Annotated in this window: 20 protein-coding genes and 1 tRNA gene; 7 read left to right on the top strand and 14 right to left on the bottom strand. The window is 62.9% G+C overall.

Features of this window, described 5'->3' with window-relative positions:
- Positions 1-4 precede the first annotated feature (4 nt).
- The 4 genes from fliT to ACEW7X_RS04220 all read left to right on the top strand — a co-directional run bounded on the left by fliT (position 5) and on the right by ACEW7X_RS04220 (position 3,540).
- Entirely contained in the window at positions 5-388 is a 384-nt protein-coding gene (fliT, locus tag ACEW7X_RS04235) for a flagellar protein FliT (RefSeq protein ID WP_420177644.1), read from the top strand.
- The gene (locus ACEW7X_RS04230) at positions 385-1,728 is read left to right on the top strand and encodes a flagellar hook-length control protein FliK (RefSeq protein ID WP_420177643.1); all 1,344 of its coding nucleotides are present in this window, start codon (positions 385-387) and stop codon (positions 1,726-1,728) included. The genes fliT and ACEW7X_RS04230 overlap by 4 nt, the downstream gene beginning before the upstream one ends.
- Entirely contained in the window at positions 1,725-2,072 is a 348-nt protein-coding gene (locus ACEW7X_RS04225) for an EscU/YscU/HrcU family type III secretion system export apparatus switch protein (RefSeq protein ID WP_339137906.1), read from the top strand. The genes ACEW7X_RS04230 and ACEW7X_RS04225 overlap by 4 nt, the downstream gene beginning before the upstream one ends.
- A gap of 130 nt (positions 2,073-2,202) precedes the next feature.
- Positions 2,203-3,540 carry a FliC/FljB family flagellin gene (locus ACEW7X_RS04220; protein WP_420177642.1) on the top strand — a complete coding sequence of 446 codons (1,338 nt, stop codon included), beginning with the start codon at positions 2,203-2,205 and terminating at the stop codon, positions 3,538-3,540.
- A gap of 223 nt (positions 3,541-3,763) precedes the next feature.
- On the opposite strand, the gene ACEW7X_RS04215 is transcribed toward ACEW7X_RS04220, so the two are convergent.
- The 4 genes from ACEW7X_RS04215 to ggt form a co-directional block, all read right to left on the bottom strand.
- Positions 3,764-5,080: an NtaA/DmoA family FMN-dependent monooxygenase gene (locus ACEW7X_RS04215; protein ID WP_420177641.1), complete on the bottom strand. Its 1,317-nt coding sequence runs from the start codon at positions 5,078-5,080 to the stop codon at positions 3,764-3,766.
- A gap of 69 nt (positions 5,081-5,149) precedes the next feature.
- Positions 5,150-7,438 (bottom strand): TonB-dependent siderophore receptor, encoded by a 2,289-nt coding sequence (locus ACEW7X_RS04210; protein ID WP_420177908.1) that lies wholly within the window; start codon positions 7,436-7,438, stop codon positions 5,150-5,152.
- Positions 7,439-7,612: 174 nt separating this feature from the next.
- A complete protein-coding gene (locus tag ACEW7X_RS04205) occupies positions 7,613-8,536 on the bottom strand; it encodes a helix-turn-helix domain-containing protein (RefSeq protein WP_420177640.1) in 924 nt (307 codons plus the stop codon).
- 101 nt (positions 8,537-8,637) lie between these two features.
- Entirely contained in the window at positions 8,638-10,368 is a 1,731-nt protein-coding gene (ggt, locus tag ACEW7X_RS04200; protein ID WP_420177907.1) for a gamma-glutamyltransferase, read from the bottom strand.
- A 359-nt stretch (positions 10,369-10,727) separates the two neighbouring features.
- Between ggt and ACEW7X_RS04195 the strand changes: the two genes are divergently transcribed.
- On the top strand, positions 10,728-12,650 hold the full coding sequence (locus ACEW7X_RS04195) for a bifunctional metallophosphatase/5'-nucleotidase (protein ID WP_420177639.1): 1,923 nt from the start codon (positions 10,728-10,730) through the stop codon (positions 12,648-12,650).
- A 69-nt stretch (positions 12,651-12,719) separates the two neighbouring features.
- Here the strand turns inward: ACEW7X_RS04195 and ACEW7X_RS04190 are convergent, their stop codons facing one another.
- A complete protein-coding gene (locus ACEW7X_RS04190; RefSeq protein WP_068371844.1) occupies positions 12,720-13,400 on the bottom strand; it encodes a response regulator in 681 nt (226 codons plus the stop codon).
- A 188-nt stretch (positions 13,401-13,588) separates the two neighbouring features.
- A complete protein-coding gene (locus tag ACEW7X_RS04185) occupies positions 13,589-15,382 on the bottom strand; it encodes an ATP-binding protein (RefSeq protein WP_420177638.1) in 1,794 nt (597 codons plus the stop codon).
- 4 nt (positions 15,383-15,386) lie between these two features.
- On the opposite strand from ACEW7X_RS04185, the gene ACEW7X_RS04180 reads away from it, so the two are divergent.
- Positions 15,387-15,722, top strand: a complete 336-nt coding sequence (locus tag ACEW7X_RS04180) for a hypothetical protein (protein ID WP_257740745.1) — start codon at positions 15,387-15,389, stop codon at positions 15,720-15,722.
- 403 nt (positions 15,723-16,125) lie between these two features.
- Here the strand turns inward: ACEW7X_RS04180 and ACEW7X_RS04175 are convergent, their stop codons facing one another.
- The 5 genes from ACEW7X_RS04175 to ACEW7X_RS04155 are packed head-to-tail and all read right to left on the bottom strand — an operon-like array spanning position 16,126 to position 24,133.
- On the bottom strand, positions 16,126-16,854 hold the full coding sequence (locus ACEW7X_RS04175; RefSeq protein WP_415358840.1) for a response regulator: 729 nt from the start codon (positions 16,852-16,854) through the stop codon (positions 16,126-16,128).
- A 4-nt stretch (positions 16,855-16,858) separates the two neighbouring features.
- Positions 16,859-19,591, bottom strand: coding sequence for a sensor histidine kinase (locus tag ACEW7X_RS04170; RefSeq protein ID WP_240733291.1), 2,733 nt, complete (start codon positions 19,589-19,591; stop codon positions 16,859-16,861).
- Between the two features lie 25 nt (positions 19,592-19,616).
- Entirely contained in the window at positions 19,617-20,276 is a 660-nt protein-coding gene (gene kdpC / locus ACEW7X_RS04165; protein WP_420177637.1) for a potassium-transporting ATPase subunit KdpC, read from the bottom strand.
- Positions 20,277-20,286: 10 nt separating this feature from the next.
- On the bottom strand, positions 20,287-22,317 hold the full coding sequence (kdpB, locus tag ACEW7X_RS04160; RefSeq protein WP_253105321.1) for a potassium-transporting ATPase subunit KdpB: 2,031 nt from the start codon (positions 22,315-22,317) through the stop codon (positions 20,287-20,289).
- A gap of 10 nt (positions 22,318-22,327) precedes the next feature.
- Positions 22,328-24,133: a potassium-transporting ATPase subunit KdpA gene (locus ACEW7X_RS04155; protein ID WP_420177636.1), complete on the bottom strand. Its 1,806-nt coding sequence runs from the start codon at positions 24,131-24,133 to the stop codon at positions 22,328-22,330.
- 352 nt (positions 24,134-24,485) lie between these two features.
- Between ACEW7X_RS04155 and ACEW7X_RS04150 the strand changes: the two genes are divergently transcribed.
- Positions 24,486-24,656 (top strand): hypothetical protein, encoded by a 171-nt coding sequence (locus ACEW7X_RS04150; protein ID WP_420177635.1) that lies wholly within the window; start codon positions 24,486-24,488, stop codon positions 24,654-24,656.
- A gap of 137 nt (positions 24,657-24,793) precedes the next feature.
- Here ACEW7X_RS04150 and ACEW7X_RS04145 read toward each other — a convergent pair whose 3' ends face one another.
- The 3 genes from ACEW7X_RS04145 to ACEW7X_RS04135 form a co-directional block, all read right to left on the bottom strand.
- Positions 24,794-25,810, bottom strand: coding sequence for a mechanosensitive ion channel family protein (locus tag ACEW7X_RS04145; RefSeq protein WP_068371826.1), 1,017 nt, complete (start codon positions 25,808-25,810; stop codon positions 24,794-24,796).
- A gap of 200 nt (positions 25,811-26,010) precedes the next feature.
- Positions 26,011-26,622: a hypothetical protein gene (locus tag ACEW7X_RS04140; protein ID WP_068371822.1), complete on the bottom strand. Its 612-nt coding sequence runs from the start codon at positions 26,620-26,622 to the stop codon at positions 26,011-26,013.
- Between the two features lie 155 nt (positions 26,623-26,777).
- Positions 26,778-26,853 (bottom strand) — tRNA-Gly (locus ACEW7X_RS04135).
- Between the last annotated feature and the right edge of the window lie 96 nt (positions 26,854-26,949).

The following is a 26,949-nucleotide window of genomic DNA, read 5'->3' as shown; positions in this document are numbered from 1 at the left end:
ACCGATGAAAACGTCCCCCTCCCCCCTGCCCACGCCAGACAGCGCCCGCGACGCAGCCGGATGGCTGCGCTGCTGTGCTGCGCTTGCCAGCACGGCCAGCCAGCTACTCGAGGCTGCCCAGGCCGGCCGCTGGAGCGATTTCATTGCGCATGGCCAGCACTACGCAGGGCTGGGCGAGACCTTGCGAGCGGGCATTACCCTGGCTGAGCTGCCCGAACCGACGCAGGCCCGCTGCGCGGCCCTGCTGCAAGAAGCCCTGGCGCTGGAACTCGCCGCTCGCCAGATATCCGGCAAAGAGCGCGACAGCCGGCTGGCTGCAGTACACAGCACGCGTCATTCCCAGCGCCTGCACCGCAGCTACGGCGCACTGCAGGCTGAATTCAAATGAACGGGCCGTCGGCTCCCAACGCGCTCCTGCTGCAACGGCTGGATGCCGTGCTGGGCGTACCGCTGTCGAAATATGCCCGCCCGGCCACGGCACCTTTTCCCCTGCCGGAGCATCCGGGCCATGAAGCCGCTCCCGGCGCCGATGGCCGCAGCGGCGATGAAGACGGCGCCATCAGGGCGCCTGGCCGTACTGGCAGGCGCCCCATTGCTCCCGACACATCGGTGCCCGGGCAAAACGCCACCGACAGCACGGCGGGAAGGCGTTTCCCTTCCTCGCCCACCACGCTGGGACAGGCCGCCCGCGCCATCCTCACATTGCTGCAACAATTGCCGCAACAGCCTCCGGCAGTTGTGCTGCGCCAGCCCATGCTGCCCGGCGCAGATACCCTGCCTGCAGCCACACTACTGGCCGCCGCCACTCCTCATCCCCAGCCAACCCTGGCCGACGGCCTGACGCCACGAACAGGACAGCCGCCATCAACGGCCAGTCTGTCGGCAACGCCCTTCGTGCCGGGCAATAGCGCTGTGCAGCCCGCCGCCATGCAAGCCAGCTCGCCGCTGGTGACCCTGCTGGCACAGCACCTGATGCAACAGGTCAGCCAGAGCGGCATGTTCTATGAAGCCCAGCTGGCCCGGGTGGCGTTCGAAGGCCAGCCGGCCGACACCCTGCGGCAACAACCGCAGAGCAGCCTCCCGGCCCTGGCGGGTGCGGACCGCGGCGCACCACCCGCTGCCGCCGTTCTGGCTGGCCAGGGCGGCACGCCGCTGGCGCCTGAACACGCCATGCTGGTACGCCAGCAACTGGAAGTCCTTGCCACGCAGACATGGCAGGCCAGGGGCGAGGCCTGGCCCGGCGCCCCCATGCACTGGGAAATCCAGCGTGACGCCATGCCGGCCTTGCTGCCGGAATTGCCGGGACGGGAAGGCAACGATGATGACGGCAATGACGGCAATGACGGCAATGCTGGCGAAGAGGAAGCCGGCAAGGCAAGCGCAGAATCGTCCGCCAGCGCCTGGAGAACCCGGTTGCGCCTGCAATTGCCACACCTGGGAGAAGTGAATGTCGCCTTGAGCCTGCGCGGCATGCAATGCGAGCTGCAGTTCGAAAGCGCCAGCCATGAAAGCGTGCTGCACCAGGCCAGCCCCATGCTTCAGCAACGCCTGGCTGCCGCCGGCCTGGATATCCTGAGCCTGGACGTCCAGCAAGCCGGACCCATGGCAAGCATGGCACGGCAGGCGGAAGCTGCGGAAACGGCGGAAGCTGCGCCTGCTGCTACCGCCACCGATGCCAGCCGCGCGCCCCCATTGCCGGCAAGGCCCCGCAACGGAGAGTCGGCATGAGCACGCAGGGCGGCCCCCCTTCTCCAGGCCCCCGGCGTCCGCGCGCCGCCGTCCTGCGTTATGAAAGCCATGACAGCGCACCACGAGTGGTCGCCAAGGGCTATGGCGCCATCGCCGACACCCTCATCCGTACCGCCAGGGAACATGGCGTTCATGTGCATGAATCGCCGGAACTGGTCGAGCTTCTGATGCGCGTGGATATGGATGCAGAGATTCCGCCAGCCCTTTATCTGGTGGTCGCGGAACTGCTGGCCTGGCTATACCAGCTGGATGCAGAAGCGGCGCCCGCTGCCGCAAAGATAATTTTGCCGGACACACTAAATCCTGGCGGCCAGCAGCCGTAAACCCGGGTGTACAGGAAACACAGGGCCTGCCCGGCACCAGCGGTGAAGGGCCAGGATTCCACCCCGAACGGGGTTTTCCTGGTCAACCGGCAGCAGGACATTGCTGCCTTATCCCTCACAGGAGTCATCTATGTCCGTCATTAATACCAACTACTTGGCTTTGGTGTCCCAGAACAACCTGAGCAAGTCGCAAAATGCCCTGGGCACGGCCATCGAACGCCTGTCGTCCGGCCTGCGCATCAACAGCGCCAAGGATGACGCGGCAGGCCAGGCCATTGCCAACCGCTTCACCGCCAACATCAAGGGCTTGAGCCAGGCGTCGCGCAATGCCAACGACGGCATTTCCATCGCCCAGACGACGGAAGGCGCGCTGAACGAAATCAATAACAACCTGCAACGCGTGCGCGAACTGACGGTGCAGGCCGCCACCGGTTCGAATTCCAAGACCGATCTGGACACCATTCAGGCAGAAATCACTCAGCGCCTTGGAGAAATTAATCGCGTTTCAGAACAAACTCAATTCAATGGTGTCAAGGTACTAGCATCCAATCAAACACTATCCATTCAAGTAGGATCGCACGATTCTGAAACAATTTCGGTAAATTTGCAAAAAATCAACCGAAACTCATTGAATCTGAGTAATTTGGATGCAACAAAAATCGCTCAAACCATCAATGAAGGAGATGCCGTTTCTGTTACAACTGCGCCAGTTACTGAAACAAAACTCAGTCTGGATACAACAGGGATAACAGGGCAATCTATAGAATCGGGCATCTTTACAGATGGCACTAATTACTATGTTAAAGATAGCGGCGCTTCCGAAACTTACTATCAAATCGACCTTGACAATGCGAATCCTGATACTGGTGCAGTAACGCAAGATATCTCAGGCGCCACTGCTGTTACAACAGGTACGTTTACCCCGGTCACCTCGGGAAATGAACCTACTGTACGCACAGCATCTGCAGGAGAGCCTGACGACGGAAAAGCAAAAATTGATCTTTCTGCCAATACTGCCATTGCCAATAATCAAAATAATTTGATTAAACTGGAAAACAGTTTCTACATTCGCAGTACCGATGCGTCAGGCAACACCTCCTACTACGATGCAACGCCAGGTGCCAAAGATGCTGCAGGAAATATCACATTCACGGTTGCTACAACCGCTACGACTGACGCCATCGCTCCTGAGCAGGGATCTCCTCTTGCCGCATTGGACCAGGCCTTGCAACAAGTTGACTCACTACGTTCTGACCTCGGTGCCATCCAAAACCGCTTCCAGTCCACGATTGCCAACCTGAACAACACGGTCAACAACCTGTCGGCCGCCCGTTCGCGTATTGAAGACGCCGACTACGCCGTCGAAGTCTCCAACATGACGCGTGCGCAGATCCTGCAACAAGCCGGCACCTCGGTGCTGGCCCAGGCCAATCAGGTTCCGCAAACCGTGCTGTCGCTGCTGCGTTAATTCCATCAGCAGATAGTCACCTGCCATGGTTGCCTCCGCTCAGTGAACGGAGGCAACCCAAGTGCCGACGCAGGCGTCTTCCCCTGGACGCCGCGTGGCAAAATAGAAATGCCAGTCCTGGCAACAGGGCTGGCATTCTCGCATTCGGTTCCATGTTTCTGTCACGCACTTATCCCCGGGCAATGTCCCCCCAGCTTGGTCCCGCCAATGCAGCCGCCCTGCCTCAGGCCTCCGTCATGCCCAGGTGCTCGCGCAGGGTGGAACCTGCGTAGTCCTTGCGAAACAGCCCCGCCTGGGCCAATCCAGGCACCACCTCATCAAGAAACAGCGTCAGGCTTTGCCAGGCGCCGCCCGGCAAGGCGATGAAACCGTCCGCCGCGCCGGCCCGAAAGCGCTCGCTGATGGCCGCCACCGCCTGCGCTGGCGTACCGACGACCTGCCAATGCGCGGAACCGGCCACTTCCGGGCGCTGCATGAAATCACGAATACTCGGTGTTTCCCGTTCGATCAGGCGGCGCATCAGTGCCGCATGCGTCTGTCCTTGTCCCGGCGCGCTATGCGCCGCCGGCAGCATGTCCAGCGCCAGCGGTTCGTCCGGGTCCAGCACGGTGAGGTCCACTCCCAGCAGTTGCTGCACGCGCGCATACTTGCGCGCCATATCCTGCTCGACGTGCGTCTCGGCATATAGCTCCCGGGCTTCGCGCTCGCCGGGCGCCAGGAACAGGCTGAGCCCCGGCAGCACGCGAATGGCGTCGGGCTGGCGGCCGTAAGCGCTGGCGCGCTCACGCAAATCGCGGCGCAGTTCCTGGCCGGCTTCGATATCGGGCGTGGCGGCGAAGACCGCATCCGCGATACAGGCCGCGAAATCCCGCCCCCAGGGAGAAGCCCCGGCCTGGAACAGCGGCATCATGCCGTAGGCCGGCGCCGGCAGGTTCAATGGCCCCTGCACCGAGAAAAACTCACCGTCATGGTCGATGGGCCGCACACAGGATGCGTCGGCATAGGCACCGGATTCCCGTTCGCAGCGCAGCGCTGCGTGAGGATAGCTGCGCCAGAGTTCGCGCACAACCTGCACGAACTCCAGCGCCTTGCGATACCGCTCAGCAGACGACGGCATGGCCGCCGCGCCAAAATTCAGGTTGCCGTCCAGCGCCGTCACCACGTTCCAGCCCACCCGTCCCTGCGTCACCCAGTTGAGCGACTGCAGCTGGCGCGCCACGACATAGGGCGGATTGAAGGTCGTCGCGGCCGTGGTGACCAGGCCGATGCGCCGCGTGGCACCAGCCAGCGCAGCCACCAGCACGGTCGGGTCCAGGCTGCTGAATCCGGGCGAATGCCGCAGTGCCTGCCGGTCCAGGAAGAGCGCATCCGGCCGGAACAGGAAGTCCAGACAGGCCGCTTCGGCCCGGCGCGCCAACCCGGCATAGAAGCCGATGTCATAGATGTCTTCGACGCGGCTGTCCGGACGGCGCCAGCCGTTGCCCATCAGCCAGGTCACGGCCAGCGACAGGCCGATGCACAATTGTTTTTGTTGTCCCACCTTGAAACTCCTTGCCGCCTGCCGCGGATGCCACCGGCGGCAGGCGGGCAACCGCTCTTGCGGCTGTGATTACCAGCTGTAGCGCAGATTGGCGATGACCGTCCGACCGGTACCGTAGTAGCACGATGTTGCCGCCGTGCAGGTAGCAACATAGCGCTTGTCCGCCAGGTTGCTGGCGTTGATGGACAGCCTCAGGTCGCCGTTGCCGACATGGGCGATGTCATAGCGCAGCGCAGCGTCGAACAAGGTATAGGACGGAATATGCAGCACATTGGCCAGATCACCATAGGTGTCGTCGATGTAGCGCAGGCCGCCGCCGAAACCCAGGCCCTTGAGCGCGCCACTGCGCACGGTGTAGTCCAGCCACAACGAGCCCATCCAATCCGGTACGCGTATCATTTCATTGCCGACATTGCCGTCATTGCTGCGCATGACCTTGGAGTCCATGCGCGTGACTGCGCCGATCACGCTGAAACCATCAAATGGCGTGATCCGCCCTTCCAGTTCAATGCCCCGCACCCGCACCTTGCCGGTCTGCACCTGGAACGACGCACCGGTCGTCACATTGGTCGGATCGGCCGTCAGCACATTTTCCTGGGTCAGTTCATACGCCGACAGCATCAGCATGCCGTCCACGTCCCGGGGTTCGTACTTGATACCCGCTTCCCATTGCTTGCCCTTGAGCGGCTTGAAGGTATCGCCATTGCGCTGCACGCCGCCCACAGGCTGGAACGACTGCGAAAAGCTCAGGTACGGCGCCAGGCCATTGTCGGCCAGGTAGGTCAGCCCGGCCCGCCCGGTGAAGGCGCGATCGGACGTGACCGTGCGTTCATCGTTGAGGCGGTTCAGCGTGTCGATGCGGCTCCAGTCCTGGCGCCCGCCCAGCGTGACGCGCCACTTGCCCCAGGCCAGCTGGTCCTGCAGGTATACGCCCATCTGGCGGTTCTTCTCGTCCGTCTCCATCTGCACCAGCGTCAGCGAAGGCTCGAAATCGTAGTGGGTGTAGACGGGATCGTAGATATCTATGGCGATGGCATCCGGCGAGGCATTGGACATCTTGCGCAGGAAATCCCACTTGTTCTCGCGCCAGTCAAAGCCCGCCAGCAAGGTGTGCTCCAGCGCGCCGGTGAAGAACTTGCCCTCCACCCGGGTATCGACGGTCTTGGCGTTGGAATCCCCTTCCCCCTGCACCGCCCTGCGCTTCAGGATATGGCCGTCGGTCAGGGTATTGAGATCCGTCACCGCCGCGCCGCGCACGCCGAACCCCACCGTCGCGCGGTACAACGAATCCACGTGCGTGTAGCGCGCATTCTGGCTCAGTTTCCAGTTGTCATTGAACTTGTGCTCGAACTGCCAGCCGGCGTACCACTCCTTGCGGTCATAGACATTCCAGTCAGGCTCGCCCAGGAAGGTTTTGTTCTTGATAAAGCCTTGTGCGCCCGGCACCACTGTCCCCTGGTAGGGCAGGAACTGGAACGTGCTGCCGCCGCTGTCCTTCTGGTACATGCCCAGCAGAGTCAGTTTGGTGTTGTCCTCGTTGAACTTGAACGTCACGCTGGGCGCCACGAACCATTGCTTGTGGCGCACGTGGTCGAGCTGCGTCTTGCCGCTGCCATGCAGGCCGACCACGCGCCAGAGCACGCTCTCGTTGTCATTGGCGCCCCCCAGATCAAACGCTTCGGTGGGGCGGCCATTGGCGTCTATCTGGGCCCAGACCGTCTGCATCTGCCCGGCACGCGGCACCTTGGTCACCTGGTTGACCATGCCGCCGGGCGCCAGCTGGCCGTAAAGCACGCTGGACGGTCCCTTGAGCACTTCCACGCGTTCCAGGTTCCAGGTGTTGAACGATGCGCGGTTCCAGCTCAACGTGCCATCCGAGGGCGCCCGCATGCCGTCCAGCATCAGGTTGGCCCCCCAGCTGCCAGCATCGAAACCACGAATGTACATATCGTCGACACGGTTATCCATACCCTGGCTTTCCGGCAGCACACCTGCGGTATAGCGCGTGGCTTCGTTGAGGTTCTGCACGCCCCGGGCATCCATTTCGTCGCGCTCGATAACCGTCACCGTCTGTGGGGTTTCGATCAGCGGCGTTTCAGTCTTGGTTGCCGCGCCTATGGTTTCCGCCTGGCGGTAGGCATTGATGGTGATGCTTTCCAGCATTGCAGGCTGGGCCGGTGAAGCCTCGCTCTCCGGCGTGGGCAGCGGGGCCACGGCGGACTGGGCCGCCGCCTGCCCCCAAACGGACAGCAGCAGCGCCGCCAGCAAGGCATGGGTGAATACCGGTAGGGAAGCGGCGTCATGATGACGCTGGCCCAGGCCGATGCACCGGTGCGACAAACGGCTGGGGGAGGACATATGCACGGAATTCTCCTTGGTGATAATAAGATTCCTTACCATTTATGAAATGGTCGCATGTGCGCTCCTGTCCGGCCTTCGCCGGAAAGGCAAAAAGCTTCGAGGAAAATGCAATCGAAAATACTCAGGGGAACATGATGGCGCCCACTCCGTACCGGCTCGCCGGGACGAAGCTCAGCGCAGGCGGGCCTGGCTGGGCGACAGACCGAAACAGCGCCGGAAGGCCGTGGCAAAACCGGTGGCATTGGCATAGCCCGCCAAGGCAGCCGCCTGCTCCACACTGATGCCATCCCGCTCCAACGCCACCCTGGCCTGGCGCAATCTTTCCTTTTGCAGGAAATCGAAGACCGTCGTGCCGAACGCCAGGCGGAAGTGACGTTGCAGGGTGCTGGGGGTGGTATGCATCTGGCGGGCGATCTGTTCCAATTGCAGCGGCTCGGCGGCATGGCCCTGCAACCAGGCCTTGAGTTCAGCCATGCGCCGCAGACTGGCGGCGGACAACCGGGCGCCGCCCGGCTCCTGACCGGCAATGCTGCCGCCGCGCGCCTGGACCAGCGCCTCGGCAATCAATTCGATGGTGCGGCTTTCCTGGTACAGCCCTGCCAGATAGGATTGCAGCGCTGGCGGATTCAGCAACTGTTCCGCCAGCACGCAGGCACGCGGCGAAATAGCCCATTGCACGGTATCCAGATGCCTGGCGGACACACCGCTCTCATGCCCCGGTTCCCCCAGCGTGTCCTGCAGCCAGGCGCGGGACACGCCTATGCTGATACGGCGCGAGGCATCCCCCTGCTGCACGACCCGGCGCAGGCGAACGGGTTCCTGCAAGGTAACGACCGCCCCGTTGCGGACGTTGCGGCCCATGCCGCCGGACGGCCCTTGCAGATTCAGCGGATGCGAGTCGTAGCGCAGATCCAGCGCGCCCTCCAGGACCAGCACGATACGGATATGGTCGTCGATGATGGCTTCGCCCACGCAGGCGTCTGCGTGGGTATCCACCCCGCACTGCAAGGTCAGGCCCGGCCGCAGTTCACGCCAGCCATGGCGCGGCCGTTGCGGCGCAAACGCGCCGCCGCCGATGCTTCGCTGTTCTGTCATATCCACCGGACGCCCTGACCATGCCGCGATTTCTCATTAATGAGAACTATTATATTTAATATATCCCTGGCCAGGGGCGCAACTTGCGACACGGCGGAAGTTCAGTCGCCCAGCACCAGCCCTTCGCGGCGCGGGTCCGTACCGCCGCTCAGGCCCTGGGCATCCAGGACGATGCCATTCAGCCCGCTGGGAAATGCCATGATATTGACCTCATGCCCCATGAGCCGCAGGGGCTCGGCCAATGATTCCAGCGCCGTGTCGGCTTCCAGTTCGGTCTGCCGGTTACGGCTGCCCATATTGGGCAGGGAAATCGCCTGCTGGATGTCCAGATGCCAATCGAGCACGCCGACCAATACCTTCGCCACATAGTTGATGATGGCACTGCCGCCGGGCGACCCCAGCACGATATAGGGCTTGTCGCCGCGATACACCACCATGGGCGCCATGCTGCTGCGCGGCCGCTTGCCGGCCTCCAGACGGTTGGCGACCTGGCGGCCGGCCTTGTCCTCGGGTGACAGAGAGAAGTCGGTGAGCTGGTTATTGAGCAGGAATCCCCGGACGAAAATCTTGCTGCCGAAGGCCTGTTCGATGCTGGTCGTCATGGACAAGGCATTGCCTTGCGCATCCACGGCCACGATATGGCTGGTGGACGGCAGATCAAGCGCCTGGTCCTGCCCCGGTTCCGCCTGCATACCTGGCGGCCGGCCCGGCGCAGCCATGCCCATGGAATATTCAGGGTCTATCAGTGCACTGCGATCATCAAGATAATCCGGGTCCAGCAGACCTTCCAGCGGCACGTCGACGAACGCCGGATCACCGACATAATAGTCGCGGTCGGCATAGGCCAGGCGGCCTGCCTCGGAGAACAGATGCACCGCCGCCAGGCTGCCTGGCTCCAGGTGGCGGATTTCATAGGGTTGCAGCACGTTGAGCATCTGCAGGATAGCCAGCGTGCCGGAACTGGGCGGCGGCATGCCACACAGCCGGTAGATACGGTAAGTGCCGCACAGCGGCTCGCGCTCTTCGACGCGGTAGGCGGCCAGGTCTTCCATGCTCAAGTCGCCCGGCACGGGATGCGCCTGCACGGCGGCGACGATGTCGCGCCCGATACTACCGTGATAGAACGCATCGGCCCCCTGGCTGGCCAGCAATTGGAACACCTGGGCCAACTGCGGATTCTTCAGCAGATGGCCGACCGGCCACGGCTCGCCGTCCGGGTCCAAAAAGTAGGCAGCGGCCGCGGGCTGGTCGCGCAACGCCCGGTTCTCCGCAAGCAAGCCATGCAAGCGCGGTGAGACCGGGAAGCCTTGTTGCGCCAATTCAATCGCAGGCTCGAACAACTCCGCCCAAGGCAACTTGCCGTGCTCCCGATGCATGGTTTCCAGCAGGCGCAGGACACCAGGCGTCCCGACCGACAGACCGCTATTGATGGCCATGCGCATGGGCATGGGCTGGCCATCGGCCATGAAACGATCAGGTGTGGCGGCGGCCGGCGCCGTTTCCCGGCCATCATAGGCATGCAGACGTCCCTGCTCCGCATCGTGGTACATCAGGAACGCGCCGCCGCCCAAGCCGGACGACTGCGGCTCCACGAGCGTCAGCACCAGTTGCGCCGCAATGGCGGCATCGGCGGCGCTGCCATGGCGGGCCAACATGCGATAGGCGGCCTGGGTCGCCAGCGGATTGGCCGTCGCCGCCATGAAATCGTGGGCCCGAACCAGGGTTCTGTCGGCATAGCCAGTGGCTGCCTCGGGATTCTGATCAGCCGCCACCAGCCGTGCAGCGGCAGGCCCCGCAAGCAGCAAGGCTGCCAGCAAGCCCACGCCGGGCAGGAAACGAAATCGAATGGCGCGCAATGAAAATGACATGGCAATGCTCCTCCCAGCCCTGGCAGGGAAGCCGTCGTGAACCCAGAACCGCTCACGATATCACGCATGCGCCAGGGCTCGTCCTAGGAAAAAACGCCAAAATTCGTCATTAACGCAAAATATGCAGCGAAAAGTGCCAATTATCCGGTCGGAACCGCCCCCGGCATATTCCTTCCTGCCGTCGCATCCCCGGCCGCCTGCCCCCGGGCCCGAAGCGAAGCCCGCCAGCCACACCTGAAAGCACCGCCTGCAAGCACAGTCAAATGCCTGTCATGCCACTGCGCCAGACTGTCTGCTCCGAACTTCCAAGGACAGGGTGCCTCATGAATTTCCCCTTGCGCGCATCAGCGTTGGCGTTGATGCTGGCAGGCCTGCTCAGCGCCTGCGGCAGTGACCACGACAAAGACGATTCGACTACGCCGGAACCCTCCGCCCCGCTGGCGCTGACGATCCTGCACATCAACGATCATCACTCCCACCTGGATAGCGAGAGCCGTACGGTCAAGCTGCTGAATCCGGATGGCGATACCGTGGAAGTGAATGTCGCATCCGCCGGTTTCCCTCGCGTCACCACCGCATTCCAGCAATTGTCGGCCCAGCACGACAATGTGCTCAAGCTGCATGCAGGCGACGCCCTGACCGGCACGCTGTACTTCAACCGCGCAGGCAGCCTGGGTGCCGCCGACGCCGCGCTGATGAATACGGTGTGCTTCGACGCCATGGCCGTCGGCAACCATGAGTTCGACAAGGGTGATGAGGGCCTGGGCATCTTCATCGACGAATTGCACAGCGGCGCATGCAAGACACCGGTGCTGTCGGCCAACGTCAAGTTCGGCGCGTCGTCGCCGCTCAAGGACAGCGGCAAGGTCCTGCCCTCCACCGTGGTCGAGCGCGGCGGCCAGCGCATCGGCCTGGTTGGCCTGACCATCGCCAGCAAGACCAAACAATCCTCCAGCCCCAATGCCGACACCGAGTTCGAGGACGAAGTCGTTGCCGCCCAGCGCGAAATCGACCAGCTGCAATCCCAAGGCGTGAACAAGATCGTGCTGCTGAGCCATATCGGCTACACCTACGACCTGGAAGTGGCCAGCAAGCTCAAGGGCGTGGACGTCATCGTCGGCGGAGATTCGCACACGCTGCTGGGCCCCAAGGATAAACTGTCGCGCTACATCGGCGCCGACATCAGCCCCGGCTATGACTATCCCACCCGCGTCAAGGACAAGGACGGCAACACGGTCTGCGTGGTGCATGCCTGGGAATACTCGCAGGTCGTGGGTGAACTGACCGTGAACTTCGATGCCAACGGCAAGGTCGAGAACTGCGACGGTACGCCGCGCGTCCTGATCGGCGACGACTTCCAGGTCAAGGACGGCAGCGGCCAGCGCGCCGCCACCGCCGCCGAAGCCAGCGCCTTCAATGCCGACATCAAGGACAGCGGCATTCTGTATGTCACCGCCGAGGACCAGAAGGCCGCCACCACCCTGGCGCCATTCAAGGTCGAAGTCGATAAGTTCAAGGCCAAGCAGGTTGCGGTTGTCCCACAGGAACTGTGCTCACGCCGCGTGCCTGGCGGCCCCGATTCCATCGACTACTCCCGCTCGGCCTCCTGCGCCAACGGCCAGGCTTCGGTCAGCGCGCGTGGCGGTGATATCCAGCAACTGGTGGCGCAAGCCTATTACGACATTGCCAACAGCAACTACGGCGGCGCCGACATCGCCCTGCAAAACGGCGGCGGCGTGCGCGTTCCGCTGAAGGGCAACGTCACCGCAGCCAATGTGATCGAAGTCCTGCCCTTTGCCAACATGCTGTGGAAGATGACGGTGAGCGGCCAGGAGGTCAAGGATACGCTGGAAGACGCGATGGACATGGTCTTCGGCGAAACGCCATCGTCCGGTCCCTACCCCTATGCCGGCGGCCTGCGCTGGCACGTGGACACCAAGCAGCCCAAGGGCCAGCGGATCAGCAATCTGCAGGTCTTCAACCGCGACACCAAGCAATGGCAGCCGCTGGACCTGCAACGCCAGGACTACACGCTGTTCCTGCTGAGCTTCGTCGCGCAAGGCGGTGACGGCTACGCCACGCTGGGCAAGTTGCCGGATTCGCGCCGCCTGGACGTGGGCGTACTGGATGCCGACGCCTTCCAGGAATGGATAGACAGCCAGACGGAAAAGGACGGCACGACGAACCTGCCTATCCTGCGCCCGGTCGACGACGCGTTCTACAGCACCCAGCAGTTCGTGGAGTAACACGGCGGCGGCAGGCGCTGCCTGCCCCGGTCTGCCGCCCGCGCCCTCAGGCGCGGGCGGCAGACCGTATCAGGGCAGCAGCCCCCGAGTACGCGCCTCGTTGACCGCACGCACGCGGGAGGACACGGCCAGCTTGTGATAGATATTCTTGACGTGGCAATCGACGGTATAGCGGGAAATGCAAAGCATGTCCGCAATCTCCCGGTTCGTCAGGCCATCGGCAACCCGTGACAGGATCTCATGCTCGCGCGCACTGAGCGCATCCATCGCCACCTGCCCTGACGCCTGTCCGCTCGCTGCCGGCACAGGCTTGCCCCCGAGCTGATCAATCACCCGACGTGCGATGAACGGATCAATCGGCGCGCCGCCCCTCAGTACGCTGCGTATCGACAGCATGACTTCCATGTCATCCCGCTCCTTCAGCACGTAGCCTGTCGCCCCGGCACGCAAGGCGGCAAGAATGGCGTCCTCGGTACTCCAGGCGGAAATCACGAGAATCCCCATGTCGGCATCCCTGGCGCGCAATTCGCCGATCAGATCTATGCCATTGCCATCCGGCAGGCCCAGATCCACCAGGGCCAGCGCGTAGGCGTACTTCTGCACCAGGCTGCGGGCGTCCGTCAGGGTGGCGGCACCATGCACCGAACCCATTTCATAGCTCAATTGCGCCAGAATGGAGGTCAGGCGGGTACGGATGAAAGGCTCGTCTTCAACGATCAGAACCGGTGCTGGCAAAAGAGTGTCGGACATGGGTGAAGCACCTACTTCTATCGAACAATAAATGTCTGCGGAATCATACCGTCACCGCCGGCCAGGGCAGACCGGACCACGGCGCCATAGCCGTTCGCCATGCGTCATGCATTGCTGCAGCAAACGGTCTGCGTCTTTTCACGCCTATAGTACGCAAGCCTGTACGGCATTCGCATCGCCTGAACCGGTTAATTCGCGGTTCGCAGCGTCGCACCGCCCTCTGCCGCACCGGCAGCGTGCAGGTGCAGGCTGGCCTCCAGCATGGTATGCCCACGCCGCGAACTCACCTGCAGACTGCCGCCTATGCGCTCCATCCGCACGTGCATCGAACGCATGCCGACGCTGAGCCCGGCGTCCTGCACAGCGTCGACATCGAACCCCACGCCATCATCCTCGATGCGCAGGACCAGCATATCCTGTTCCGGCAGTTCAAGCGTAATCAGGGCACGACGGGCGCGGCTGTGCTTGATGACATTGGCCAGTGCTTCTTCGACCAGCCGGGTCAACGCCAGGCACACCCGGGCACTGGGCGCCATACGCCAGGCGGACGGAATACTCCATTCCGACGCAATACCCAATTCGTCAAACAGATTCACGAAACGGTGGCGCAGGGGCGCCATCAGGGCTTGCGGCGAATGCACACCGGCCGATTCGACCTGGGCGCTGCTATCTATGACCTGGCGCAAATCGTTGCGCAGCAGCTTCAGCATGGACAGGAAGCGGGTATTGTCCAGCGGGGTACGAGCCTGCTCCACCACTGCAATCGAGCGCACCAGCGAGCCTCCCAGGCTGTCGTGCAGGTCGCGCGAAATCTGCAGGCGCTCCTGCAAAACGGAATTGTCCAGCGCCAACGCATGCTCACGCGCCAGGGTTGCGCTCAGATCGTCACAGGCCTGGGACACGGCACTGCTCAATTCCTGGTTGAACTGCGCGATGCGGCGCATGTTGCGGGCAATGCGCCGCCCCAGCAGAATGGACAGCGTCAACATGGTCAGCAAGCTGGTGTAGCTCAGCAAGGGCTGCGACTTGATGAGCTCGGCCATCAACAGAATGTCATGAATGCTGATCGCGATGCACAGCAGCCCGCTGATTGCCAGGACCAAAGGCTCTACCGAGCGTTTGACCAAGCCGTAGCCCAGTAGCAATAGATTGCTGGAGCTGAAGATTGCAGCGGCCCCCAATATGGCGACCTGAGTGACCGGCGACAGCCATTTGTCTGGCACAAGCAGTACGGCAAACGCCATCCCCAATTGCAGCAAACCCAGTACCCATGCCGTGCGGCGCAGACGCAACCGGCAGAAACTCCAGGTAAACATGCAATAGCAGCACACGAACAACAGGCAGGCCACGACATTGATTCGAGCCATCCACAGGGTGCTCAAGAACGGCCAGGGCTCGGTGCACAGCATATTGGCGGCAAACACAATCCAGAAAAATGCCGTCAGCACATACCAGCCGCTGGCATGCTGGGAGCGGTCCTGCAGCCAGATGCAGAAAAACAGGCAACCCAGCACAGTGGAAATGGCCAGGTTGATGATGAACATGGTGCGCTGGTGCCAGACTTTGGTTTGCTGCAAGCTTTCCAAAGCTCCGGGCTCGCCCAGGTGCACCCGGCCCAGGCCGCCGCCCTGCGAGCTCAGGCCATGCACCCCGATCCATAACGTATTGACTCCATCATGCAGGCTGGACTCCGGCAGGCGCCAGTAACGCGGCATGTTCCAGCTGCGCGAAAAAGGTTCGGACAGGCTGCGGTCGCGCCACAACAAGTCGTCATTGATATATACGATGCCTGCCAGGCTGATCCATTCCATCGCCAGCCCTACGGGCGCAGGCGGCGCTGCACTGTCGCGGCAGCCGCGCACCCAATCGACGCGATACCAGACCGCACCGGTATATTCCGGCCAGTGCGCGGCCCAGCGATCCGGCAGCACGGTTTCCTGCCAGCCCTCCACCGGCCGGCTGCCATCGGGCGCTTGCGCCATCTGTATGCTGAGGATCTCCGGTTCGCACGCGTCGGTAGCCTCTGCCCATGCTGGCATACAGAAAAAAACCGCTGCCAGCCAAAGCCAGTTCGGCCATGCCGCCAGCCAGCGCATGACGCCCCGGCCCCATGCCAACGGGCCGGCTGCAAACGCGCCTCTGATCATGGCCTGCCCCGGCGACAAGGCCCGCAAACACATTGCACACGGTTGGAACGGCAAGCGCCACGGATACCGGCACACGCGGGCAGAACAGGAAAAGTCATGGGATCAAAAAACGGAATTTCAGGAAAATGCGTCCAATCATACTGGTCAATCAGAAAATGACGCACTCCAGGCCTGAACACCTGCCCCGCATTCTTATGCTTCACCATCACAGACTTCACGCCCTAGCTCTTGCTGCAATGATGCGCGCCTGCCACAGGAAAAAGGGTGGCATGGTCCCGTCACACGAGCTGCCTGCCTCAGACTGGCTGGCGGCGCACCGGGTGCCTCTGCTGAATTTATGCACAATTTACACAGACCGGCATCCAGGAAAATTACACTGGAGGCATCATTTTCCTATCCGGGATAGTCCAACATCATGGACTCGTTTGAATTTCCTTTACTCCTGATACTGGCCATGGCCTTTATGTACTCGCTCATCATGGCAGTCATATGGGTGGCCTCGCGGGCATCGAACAGCGCAACCAGCACCCGACTGCCCGACTCCTGTCATTCCGACAAGCGCCGGGCCTCGCGCAACGTCACATAAGGCTGCGGTCTTTCACCACAAAGCGCAGGCCGACACCAGGCTCGGTCACAATATAGCGCGGCGCCGACGCATCATCCCCGAGCTTGTGACGCAGTTTCCCTACCAGGATGCGCAAATAATGTGCATCGTCTTCGTGGGTAGGCCCCCAGACTTCACGCAATAGCTGGGTTTGCGTCACCAGCCTGCCCGGCTGGCGCATCAACAGCGACAGCAGCGTAAACTCCTTGCGCGTCAGCGCAACCGGTTCGCCACCGAGAGTTACCTCACGCAAGGCCAGATCCACCCGCAACTGCCCATCGTCAAACACCGGGCTGGCCTCGCCACGCGCGCCCGCCATGCGCAGCAGCACACGTATCCGTGCCATCAGCTCGTCCACGCCGAAGGGCTTGGTGACATAATCATTGGCGCCCAGGTCGAGCAGATCGACCTTCTCCTGCTCGCCATCGCGCACCGTCAACACGATCACCGGCACCGGCGACCACTGGCGCAGCTCGGCCAGCACCTCGCGACCGTCCTTGTCCGGCAGGCCCAGATCGAGGATGACGATATCCGCCCCCTTGCTGGCCAGCAGCGTCAGCCCCTCCTGCCCGGTCGCGGCCTGCAGCGTGGCATAGCCCTGCGAGCGCAGGCTGATATCTATGAACTTGCGTATCTGCGGCTCATCGTCGACGATGAGCACCCGCGCCGCCGGCAGGGCGGCATTCGTCTCTGTTTGGCTTATCACGCTATGACATTTCCTCTTCGTCATTCCCCAGGGCAGGCGCAGCTTCCCAAGGCAGGGTCATGCGCACGCAAGTTCCCTGCCCGTCCGGGCCGGGCAAGGCAATGACGCTGCCCATGTGGGCGCCCACGATGCCCTGGACGATGGCCAGGCCCAGGCCCGTGCCATGGCGCCCCCGGTCGCCCCGTTCCACACTGTAGAACATATCGAAAATACGTCGCCGCTCGTCTTCGGGTATCCCCGGCCCACGATCGGACACGTCGATCTGCAACTGCCCTTCCTCGCCTGGCCGCACCTTCACGGTAATGGCTTGCCCAGGCGGGGAAAATTTTGCCGCATTTTCCATGACATTGAATAGCGCCTGCTCCACCAGCGCCGGATGTACATGAATGGGCGCCAGGTCCGCCGGAATGTCATGCTCGACCCGGACATGCGGTTCGTAGCGCTGCAGGCGGCGCGAGGCCGAACCCACCAATTCATCCATGCCGATCCAGTCACGCGTGAGGGTCAGCCCTTGCTGCCCCAGGCGCGTCATGTCCAGCAGATTCTGGATATAGCGGTCCAGCCGCTCTCCTTCCACATGAATGGTTTCCAGCAGGCTGCGCTGGTCTTCCTCGCTCATGTCCTTGCCGTAGCGCGCCAGGCTGTCGGCAGAGCCTATCATGGAAGACAGCGGCGAACGCAGGTCATGCGACACCGAGGACAGCAGCGCAGACCGCAGGCGTTCGGTTTCTCCGGTCACGCGGGCGGCCTCCAGTTCCGCCACCAGGCGGGTGCGCAATGCCGCCTGGGCGATATCGTCCACCATGCTTTCCGCCAGGCGGCGTTGCTCGAAGGACAGGCGGCTCATGTCTGCCGGAAACCGCAGGCCCACCACGCCCAGCGTGTCCTGGTCCGAGCGCACCGGCAAAAACCACCATGACGATCCCGACAGCGTATCGGTAAAGCGGCCGCTGGCCTGCCCGTGCTGCTGGGTCCAGTCGGCGGCGACCTGTTCCTTGCCACTCAGCGCCACGCCCGGTGGCGCCTGCGGCGTCACCACATTGCCTATCCTTATCCAGGCGTCTGCCCGCAAGGCCCCGTGCAAGGCGGCAGAGCCGGCGGCAATCACCTGCCCCAAATCTGCCGCCTTGGACAGGCGGCGCCCCAGGTCCTGCACAGCAGCGGCATGGGTATTGGCGGCGCGCAGCGCCACCACCTGCATGCGCAGCCGCGACGCCAGGCGGCCGGCAATCAGCGCAGCGGCCAGGAACAGCAGCACGGTGGCCACGCCACGCGGCGCACTGATCATCGGCGTGAAGCGCGGCTCGATGAAAAAGAAATCGTAGGACAGAAAGCACAATGCCGCCGTCATCACGGCGGCCACCATGCGCGTGCGCGAGGCCACCAGCATCACCGCCACCAGGAACACCATGGACAGGTCCTGCAGGCCCAGCAGCATATCGGCCAGCGCCGCCATCACCGTGGCGACCAGGCTGGCCTGCAGCACGAACATTGGCTCGCCCTGTGTCAGCCACTCGCCCGTCACGTCCGGCCAGCGCGGCAGGCGCTTGCGCACCTCGGGCGTGCTCACGATGGTCAGTTCGTAGTGCGCTCCGCGCCGCAGCAGTTGCTGCGTCAGGGTGCGGTTGAACATACGCGCGATGGGACGCTCGCGTGTACGGCCAATCACGATGGATTTCGCGCCACGGGCCGCACCGGCGTCCAGCAGGGCCTGGGTGATATCCGTGTTGTGCAGAACTTCGGTTTCTCCGCCCAGCGCCCGCGCCAGCGCAAACGCCCGATCCAGTTCCATCTGGCGGCGCTGCTCCTGCCGCGCGGCGCGGTCCTGGCGGTGTCCGAGACCACGCTGGCCGGAAGAAATCGTGGCCTCGGCCGAACTGCCCGTGTCCACCGTCACCACCGACCAAGGGGCGCCCCGCCGCTCCGCGATGCGCGCCCCAGCCCGTACCAGGTATTCCGACTCGCCCAGCCCGTCGATGGCGATCATCACATGGCGCTGTATCGGAATTCCTTTCAAGCCCCGGGCAGCCCGCGATTCGCGCAGGTCGGCGTCGACGTGGTCGGCCACGGTTTGCATGGCCAGTTCGCGCAGCGCCGTCAGGTTGGAAGGCGAGAAGAAAGCGCGCAAGGCCTGGCTGGCCTGGTCGGGCAGGTAGACCTTGCCTTGCTTGAGCCGCTCGATCAGCTCCCGCGCCGGCAAGTCCACCAGGCGAATGTCCCGCAAACGCTCGAAAAGCGCATCGGGCACGGTTTCCGTGACCCGTATGCCGGTGATCTGGAACACCAGGTCATTGACGCTTTCCAGATGCTGGATATTCATCGTGGTATAGACGTCGATACCGGCGTCCAGCAATTCCTCCACGTCCTGCCAGCGGCGCTCATGGCGGCTGCCCGGCGCATTGCGATGCGCCAGCTCATCAACCAGTACGATGGCGGGCTTGCGCACGAGGATGCCGTCGAGATCCATCTCGTCGAGCGCCATCCCCTGGTGCTGCGTTGCGCGGCGCGGCACCAGCGGCAGGCCTTCCGCCAGGGCCTGAGTTTCGCTGCGGCCATGGGTTTCCACGATGCCGATCACGACATCGAAACCCTGGCGCATCAATTCCCTGGCCCGCGTCAGCATGGCGCAGGTCTTGCCGACGCCTGGGGCCGCCCCCAGGAAAACCGTCAACCGTCCTGCTTTCTGACGCCGGATTTCTCCAAGAATGGCATCCGCCTGTCCGGCTCCCATCATGTTTCTTTCCTTGTTTCCAACTGCGCTATTTTCCACCGGAAACCGTATCGGCATCCTGAACGGGCAATAAGCGGTCGAGCGCTAGGTTCAGCGCCAGTACATTCACGCGCGGTTGGCCCAGCAGCCCAAACTGCCTGGGCTCAAGCTGTCGGGCCAGCAATTCCTGCACGTGTCCCGCCGTCACGCCCCGGGCACGGGCCACACGATACACCTGGACGGCCGCCGCCTGCGGGCTGATGTGCGGGTCCAGGCCGCTGCCCGATTGCGTGATCAGGTCGGCAGGCACGTCTGCCGGAGGAATCTGCTCACGCGCAGCCGCCGCCCGCCTGGCCACGTCCAGGCGTTGCTGCAAGGCCGGGTTGCTGCGCGCCTGGTTGCTGCCGGCGGCGGCCAGCGGATCGTAACCGGCCGCCGAAGGCCGGGGATGGAAGTACTCTGCCCCCTGGAAAGGCTGGGCCACCAGCGCCGAACCCACGATCACGTCATCGCGCACCAGCAGGCTGCCATTGGCTGCCTGTGGAAACAGGGCCTGGCCCAGCCCCACGCCAGCCAGCGGGTACAGCAGGCCCAGCCCGACCATGGCCAGCAGCGCCATACCCAACGCAGCCCGCAACCAGCCGCCGTCATGGATGAAAATGCCTGCCTGGGGTGCCACGCTTGCCTCGTCCGTGTCGATAGTGGACATATCCGTCTCCTCAGAACTGAAAAAATATGGCCAGGACCGCGTCTATGGCCTTGATCGCGATGAACGGCAGGATCACTCCGCCCACGCCATACAGCAACATGTTGCCGCGCAACAGCCGGATGGCGCTGGCCGGCCGGAAACGCACGCCGCGCAATGCCAGCGGAATCAGTGCCGGGATGATCAGGGCATTGAAGATCAACGCCGACAGCACGGCGCTGGCCGGGCTGGAGAGCTGCATGATGTTCAGCACCGCCATCTGCGGAATTGCCGCACTGAACAGGGCCGGCAGGATGGCGAAATACTTGGAGACATCATTGGCGAGCGAAAATGTCGTCAATGCGCCGCGGGTAATAAGCTGTTGCTTGCCGATTTCCACGACCGACAGCAGCTTGGCGGGGTCATTGTCCAGGTCCACCATATTGCCCGCCTCCTTGGCCGCCTGCGTCCCCGCGTTCATGGCCAGCCCGACATCGGCCTGCGCCAGCGCGGGCGCATCGTTGGTTCCGTCCCCCACCATCGCCACCAGGTGCCCGGCTTCCTGCTCGGCGCGGATACGCGCCAGCTTGTCTTCCGGCCGGGCTTCGGCAATGTAGTCGTCCACCCCGGCCTCGGCCGCGATGCTGGCTGCCGTCAGGCGGTTGTCGCCGGTAATCATGACCGTCCGTATGCCCATGGCACGCATCCGAGCAAAGCGCTCCTTGATACCGTGCTTGACGATATCAGCCAGTTCTATGACACCCAGCACCTGGCCGGATTCGCTCACGACCAGCGGCGTGGCGCCTTTGCGGGCAACCGTGGCCACCATGTCATCCAGCCCGGGCGGCACCGTGCCGCCTGCCTGCCGCACATGCCCGGCCACGGCATCCAGCGCGCCCTTGCGTATGATCTTCCCGTCGGGAAGATCCACGCCTGACATACGCAGTTGTGCGGAAAAGCCGATGAAACCTGCCCCGGCGGGCGCTTCCATTTCCAGCCCTTGCTGCCGCGCCAGCGCCACGATGGATTTGCCCTCCGGCGTGGGGTCCGCCAGTGAGGCCAAGACCGCAGCCTGGCGCAGGCGTTCCAGCGAACCGCCAGGCGCGGCATGGAACGCCGTGGCCTGCCTGTCACCGTGGGTAATGGTGCCGGTTTTGTCCAGCAGCAGGACATCTACGTCCCCCGCCACTTCCACCGCCTTGCCCGAACTGGCCAGCACATTGGCCTGCAGCGCGCGGTTCATCCCGGCAATACCGATGGCAGGCAACAGACCGCCGATGGTGGTCGGGATCAGGCACACCAGCAAAGCAATCAGCAGGACCAGATTGATCTCCACCCCGACCGAGCGCCCGATAAAAGGCAATGTCGCCACGACAATCAGGAACGTGGCCGTCATGACTGCCAGCAGGATGCCCAGCGCTATTTCATTGGGCGTCTTCTGCCGGCTGGCGCCCTCGACCAGTGCAATCATGCGATCCAGGAAACTGTGCCCCGGTTCCGCCGTCACCTGCACCACGATGCGGTCAGAAAGCACGGTCGTGCCGCCGATCACGCCGGAACGGTCTGTCCCGGCTTCGCGCAGCACCGGCGCCGATTCGCCGGTTACGGCTGCCTCATTGACCGAGGCCAGCCCTTCAATGACCTCCCCGTCCGCCGGAATCATTTCCCCAGCCTCGACCACGACCCGGTCGCCCGGACGCAATTCTGCTGCAGGCACCGTCCTGGCGTCATCTGCCGCATCCAACCGCCGGGCGCTCAGGCCCTGGCGCGCACGGCGCAACGACGCCGCCTGGCCGCGCCCTCGGGATTCCGCCACCGCCTCGGCAAAATTGCCGAACAACACTGTTGCCAGCAGGATGCCGGTGACCGTCCAGCCGAACCCTGACGGCGACTGGCCGGCGAGGGTCGCCACCGCTGTCAGTACCGTGCCCAGCCAGACAACCCCCATGACCGGATTGCGCAACATATGCTGCGGCGCCAACTTGATGCAGGCATTGGCCAGCGCGGGCAACATTCCGCGGGCAGACAGCCAGCCGCGCGGCTGTGTTTTCTGTGTTTCGTTCATGGCCCTCTCCTCAATGCGCCATCACGTTGGCGGCGGCCTGCGCTGGCGCCGGCAAATACTGGCCCTGCACCAGCGACAGATGGTCGGCCACCGGCCCCAGTACCAGCACCGGCATGAACTGCAGCAATGTCATGACGACCACGATAGCCACCAGGACCAGCGCGAATGTCGGGGTTTCAACCTGCAGGCTGCCGCTGCCCTCGGGCATGCGCCGTTTGCAGGCCAGCCTGGCGGCAATGACCAGGGGCACGATCAGGCCCGGGTAGCGTCCCGCCGCCAGCGCCAGGCTGGCGGTCACGTTCCACCAGACGCTGTTGTCCGCCAGGCCTTCGAAACCAGAACCATTGTTGGCGAAGGCCGAGGTGTACTCATAGAACACCTGGCTGAGCCCATGGAAGCCGGGATTGGATGTGCCCGCCAGGCCCGGGACGGAGACCGTCACCGCAGTCAGCACCAGCAGCACTGCGGGTTGCAGCAACAACAGCCCGGCCAGCAGGCGGATTTCCGGCGCCTCGATCTTGCGCCCGAACAGTTCAGGCGAGCGGCCCGTCATCAATCCGGCCAGGAAAACCGCCAGCAATAGATAAACCATGAACTGCTGCAGACCGCAGCCTATGCCGCCCCAGATGGCATTGACCAGCATATCGCCCAAGGAAACCAGGCTGGTCAGCGGCGCCAGCGAATCATGCATGGAAACAACCGAACCGTTGGACGTCTGGGTGGTCAGCGCGGCGTACAGCGCCGATGGCGCCGCGCCCAGCCTGACTTCCTTGCCTTCCATCAGGGCAGGCGCCGCTGCCGTGGCGGAATAGGCCTCGGACCATACCGCAAGCCCCGCCGACACCAGCGACATGCCCAGCATCGTGCCGAATACCAGCGCACTCAGGCGCCGCCTGCCGGTGAACGCGCCCACCATGAAAGTCACGGCCACCGGCACGAGTATCAGGGCCAGGGTTTCGAGCAAATTCGACAGCGGCGTCGGATTTTCCAGGGCGACCGTACCATTCGGCCCGTACCAGCCGCCGCCATTGGTACCCAGTTGCTTGATGGCCACCATGGGTGCGACAGGCCCCACGGGGATTTTCTGTGCCTGTCGTTCCACCGAGGCTTCCAGCGGCGTTGCCAGTGGGCCGCCGGACAAGGTCGCGGGTACGCCCTGGCTGGTCAGCAGCACCGACCAGACCAGGCACAAGGGCAACATGAAGCGCAAAGTGGGCCGGATCACATCGACCCAGAAGTTGCCGACATCCACTGCGGCAGGCGTGGCCGGGGTGATCGCGGTAGCCGGGATCGCCGAGGTAGCCTGGATGGCATCCGTGCCCGCCGGCGCACCTGCGGCGCGACGGCCGCCGAAGAAGGCCCGCAGGCTGGCCGTCACGACAGCCAGGCCCATCATGGGTGTCACCACCTGCAAGGCGACGATGCCAGCCATCTGCGACAGATAGGAAAGCTGTGCCTGGCCCGAGTAATGCTGCTGGTTGGTATTGGTCAGGAAGGACACCATGGTGTGCAGTGCCAGATCCCAGCTCATGTTCGGCGCGCCATCCGGATTCAGGGGCAGCCAGGCCTGCGTCATCAACAGGGCCCACACCAGCACGGCCAGCACCGCGTTGCTCGCCAGAAATGCCATGGCATAGCCTTTCCAGCTCATGCCGCTTGCCGCCCGGACGCCCAGCAGCGCATACAGCGGACGTTCCAGCCGCAGGAATATCGCATCGCCCCACATGGGCGCGCCGCGCATCACGGACGCCAGATAGCGCCCCAGGGGCCAGCCCAGGATGACAGCCACGACAAAGACCAGGAGGAACTCAGCCATGACAGACCTCCCGGCACCGGCATCCGCACGCTGCAGGATGCCTTCGGCTCAATGAAAAAATGGATTCGAGAAACATGACGCAACTCGCAGGACATGGCGAAACAGCCATGGCCCGCAGTATTCCGCCCGCCCCCGTAAAGTATCCATTCACCAAAATGAGCCGTACATAAACTCTACATAAATTCGCTCACTCACCCATCAGGGGGGCTTTCCCGTCCCCCAGGGGACTGCCGGAAATTAGGGGATAACCCTGGTTTTTTACGCAAAACCGCCTTGAATTTACGCCGAATTTACGACCCATCCAAAGGGGAAGGGCTATCGTATGCCCGCCAGAAGCAAGCGGATATCAGTCATGCCACAAATACTTCAGGACCTCACCTTTATTCTGATTGTCGCGGTGCTCTTCACCGCCCCCCTTTACTGGATCAACCGCCCCAAGAAAAAACGGGACGAGGAATCCGGTCGTGCCTCGCTGCCCGGTTTCTCCGGCATATCCAAGCAAAAAACGCCTGGCGCCGACTGAACGTGCCGGCGACGGCGCGAACGCCGCAGGCCCGTCCCGAACGGATCTGCTGACTACCGCAACACCCCGGCCTGACGAAAAAAAGCCCAGTTCGCAGTGTGAACCGGGCTTTCGGTTTGCCATGGCCGACGCTGTCGTCAGCCGTCTTTTTCCATATAGAGCGTTTGCGTCGGGAAGGCGAAATCCGCGCCATGCTGCTGCACGATGTCTATGATCTTCAGGTAGACCTCCTGCTGCGCATCCAGCCAGGCCGCCCACTTCGTGGTTTTGGTGAAGCAATAGACCATGATATTGAGCGAAGAATCGGCAAAGGCATTGAAGTAGACCAGCATGGTTTCGGACTGGTCGATATTGGCATCCTGCATCAGCATCTTGCGGATATCCTCGACGATGACGCGAATCTTGCCGGCGTCCTCGTAGCGCAGGCCGATCTCGACATTGATCCGGCGGTTCGTCATGCGGCCCGGATTCTCGACGCTGATGGACGAGAACAGGGAGTTCGGCACGTACAGCGGCCGATTGTCGAAGGTCATGATTTTGGTGAGACGCCAGCCTATCTCCACCACCGTGCCCTCGATGTTCCTGTCCGGTGAACGTATCCAGTCGCCGATATTGAATTGACGGTCGAAATACAGCATCGTGCCGGAAAACACATTGCTCAGGATATCCTTGCCTGCCATGCCGATGGCAATGCCGCCAATGCCGCCGAAAGCCAGCAGGCCAGACATGCTCAGCCCGAAATGTTCGCCGAAGAACAGCAACAGCACGATAAACACGACGAACTTCATGACGCGGGCGATCATGCGTGTGGAAGTCGGGTCGCTGCCCTTGTTGATCTGGGTCTTTTCCAGCCGGTTGATCAGCAGGGAAAGCTGGCGCAACAGCACCCAGGCAATAACAATGACCGCCATCAGGTCCACCATGCGGGGCGCCAGCCACGTCAGGTGGTAATCGTCTATCGCCATATGGGCGTAATGCCGCGCGACAGCCACTGCAGAGAACAGGACGATCACCTGCACCACGTGGACAATAATGCTGCGCGACCAGTTCCGCTTGCGCCGCTCCACCATTGCAATAATGATGGCCCCCAGCAAACAGGCTGCCAGAACACCTGCGCCAACCAGATACTTGATCAACAATTCGTGGCCTTCCACTGTTTCTCCTTGTCGGGCGGTGGTAGCGGCGCGCCCTATGCCTGATACGCAGCCAGGATTATAAAGAGCCGCCCGCCAGGCATTGCCAGCGGTCTGTAACCGACTCTCGCGTCCTTGCTCGACTTGAGCCGCGTGCTTCCTGCGCCGGCCCTTGCCCGGCAATCATGCGCCAGCCCCCTTACTTCCGCCTGGGCAGATTGTCAGGCGCCGCCGTTCTGCCAGCGCAGGTATGCCGTGCGGGTCACGTCCGACACCGACTCCAGCACTTTCTGCCGCGTCACCTGGTGGCGCACCTGCAAGCGGGCATCGGCCACCAACCGCGATTTGCAGTACCAATGGCAACTGTGCTGGAACAGGTACAGTTCGGCCGACAGGTGATAAGCGCGCTGCTTGGCATCCCAGCCCTCGACATTGTCCACCACGTGGCGCAAGCCGGCGGCATGGATGGCGAGCAAGATGCGGAAATCACGCGTGGCCCCCGGCAGCAAGCGCTCCAGATAGGGAATGCAAATGGCGAAATTGCCCATGGCAGTCGCCGCCTGGCTTTCCTGGCGCATGGATTTCGCCAGCGACTGGGCCTGCGCAGCCACGGCCCGCTCTGCCTGCGTAAATGTTTCCAGCACCTGCAGCTGGCGGATTTCGGAAGGCTCGTGGATGGCGCGCGCATAGCCTTGCGTCAGCGTTTCCATATGGCGTTCCAGCTGCAAATTGGCGAGATGGCTGCCCAGCAGCGCGATATGCGCACGCTGGTAGCGCGCACGCAGTACCTGCAACACCAGTGCAAGCGCCAAAAGGATCAAAACAATGTCCATCGCATCCCTTCACTATTTGACCGGCGCTGCGGCATCAAAGGCAGCGCCTTCCGGCTCATTGCACCGCGGCAGAGCCGCCGAAGCATCCCTGTTTCGCTGGCACGCGGACAGCAAACAAAAAGGCCCAAACCGAAGTTTGGGCCTTTTTTGAATTCTGGAGCGGGAGACGAGTCTCGAACTCGCGACCTCAACCTTGGCAAGGTTGCGCTCTACCAACTGAGCTACTCCCGCATTTCGTCTTGCTTGCGCTGCAACGAGAAATAAATAATAACCTGTTTTTTCGGATTTGAGCAAGCCCTTCCAACGAATTTTGTCAGCGAAGGCCGA

The organism is Kerstersia gyiorum (assembly GCF_048595715.1).
Classification (GTDB): domain Bacteria; phylum Pseudomonadota; class Gammaproteobacteria; order Burkholderiales; family Burkholderiaceae_B; genus Kerstersia; species Kerstersia gyiorum.
This window is presented reverse-complemented; position numbering and strand designations above follow the sequence as displayed.

Coding starts and splice junctions, on each gene's coding strand:
- ACEW7X_RS04210 (WP_420177908.1), bottom strand. CDS start 7,438: ATGTCCTCCCCCAGCCGTTTGTCGCACCGGTGCATCGGCCTGGGCCAG.
- ACEW7X_RS04195 (WP_420177639.1), top strand. CDS start 10,728: ATGAATTTCCCCTTGCGCGCATCAGCGTTGGCGTTGATGCTGGCAGGC.
- ACEW7X_RS04185 (WP_420177638.1), bottom strand. CDS start 15,382: ATGGCGCAAGCGCCCGATGGCAGCCGGCCGGTGGAGGGCTGGCAGGAA.
- ACEW7X_RS04140 (WP_068371822.1), bottom strand. CDS start 26,622: ATGGACATTGTTTTGATCCTTTTGGCGCTTGCACTGGTGTTGCAGGTA.
- ACEW7X_RS04230 (WP_420177643.1), top strand. CDS start 385: ATGAACGGGCCGTCGGCTCCCAACGCGCTCCTGCTGCAACGGCTGGAT.
- ACEW7X_RS04180 (WP_257740745.1), top strand. CDS start 15,387: ATGCTGAGGATCTCCGGTTCGCACGCGTCGGTAGCCTCTGCCCATGCT.
- ACEW7X_RS04205 (WP_420177640.1), bottom strand. CDS start 8,536: ATGACAGAACAGCGAAGCATCGGCGGCGGCGCGTTTGCGCCGCAACGG.
- ACEW7X_RS04190 (WP_068371844.1), bottom strand. CDS start 13,400: ATGTCCGACACTCTTTTGCCAGCACCGGTTCTGATCGTTGAAGACGAG.
- ACEW7X_RS04155 (WP_420177636.1), bottom strand. CDS start 24,133: ATGGCTGAGTTCCTCCTGGTCTTTGTCGTGGCTGTCATCCTGGGCTGG.
- ACEW7X_RS04220 (WP_420177642.1), top strand. CDS start 2,203: ATGTCCGTCATTAATACCAACTACTTGGCTTTGGTGTCCCAGAACAAC.
- ACEW7X_RS04150 (WP_420177635.1), top strand. CDS start 24,486: ATGCCACAAATACTTCAGGACCTCACCTTTATTCTGATTGTCGCGGTG.
- kdpB (WP_253105321.1), bottom strand. CDS start 22,317: ATGAACGAAACACAGAAAACACAGCCGCGCGGCTGGCTGTCTGCCCGC.
- ACEW7X_RS04225 (WP_339137906.1), top strand. CDS start 1,725: ATGAGCACGCAGGGCGGCCCCCCTTCTCCAGGCCCCCGGCGTCCGCGC.
- kdpC (WP_420177637.1), bottom strand. CDS start 20,276: ATGTCCACTATCGACACGGACGAGGCAAGCGTGGCACCCCAGGCAGGC.
- ACEW7X_RS04170 (WP_240733291.1), bottom strand. CDS start 19,591: ATGATGGGAGCCGGACAGGCGGATGCCATTCTTGGAGAAATCCGGCGT.
- fliT (WP_420177644.1), top strand. CDS start 5: ATGAAAACGTCCCCCTCCCCCCTGCCCACGCCAGACAGCGCCCGCGAC.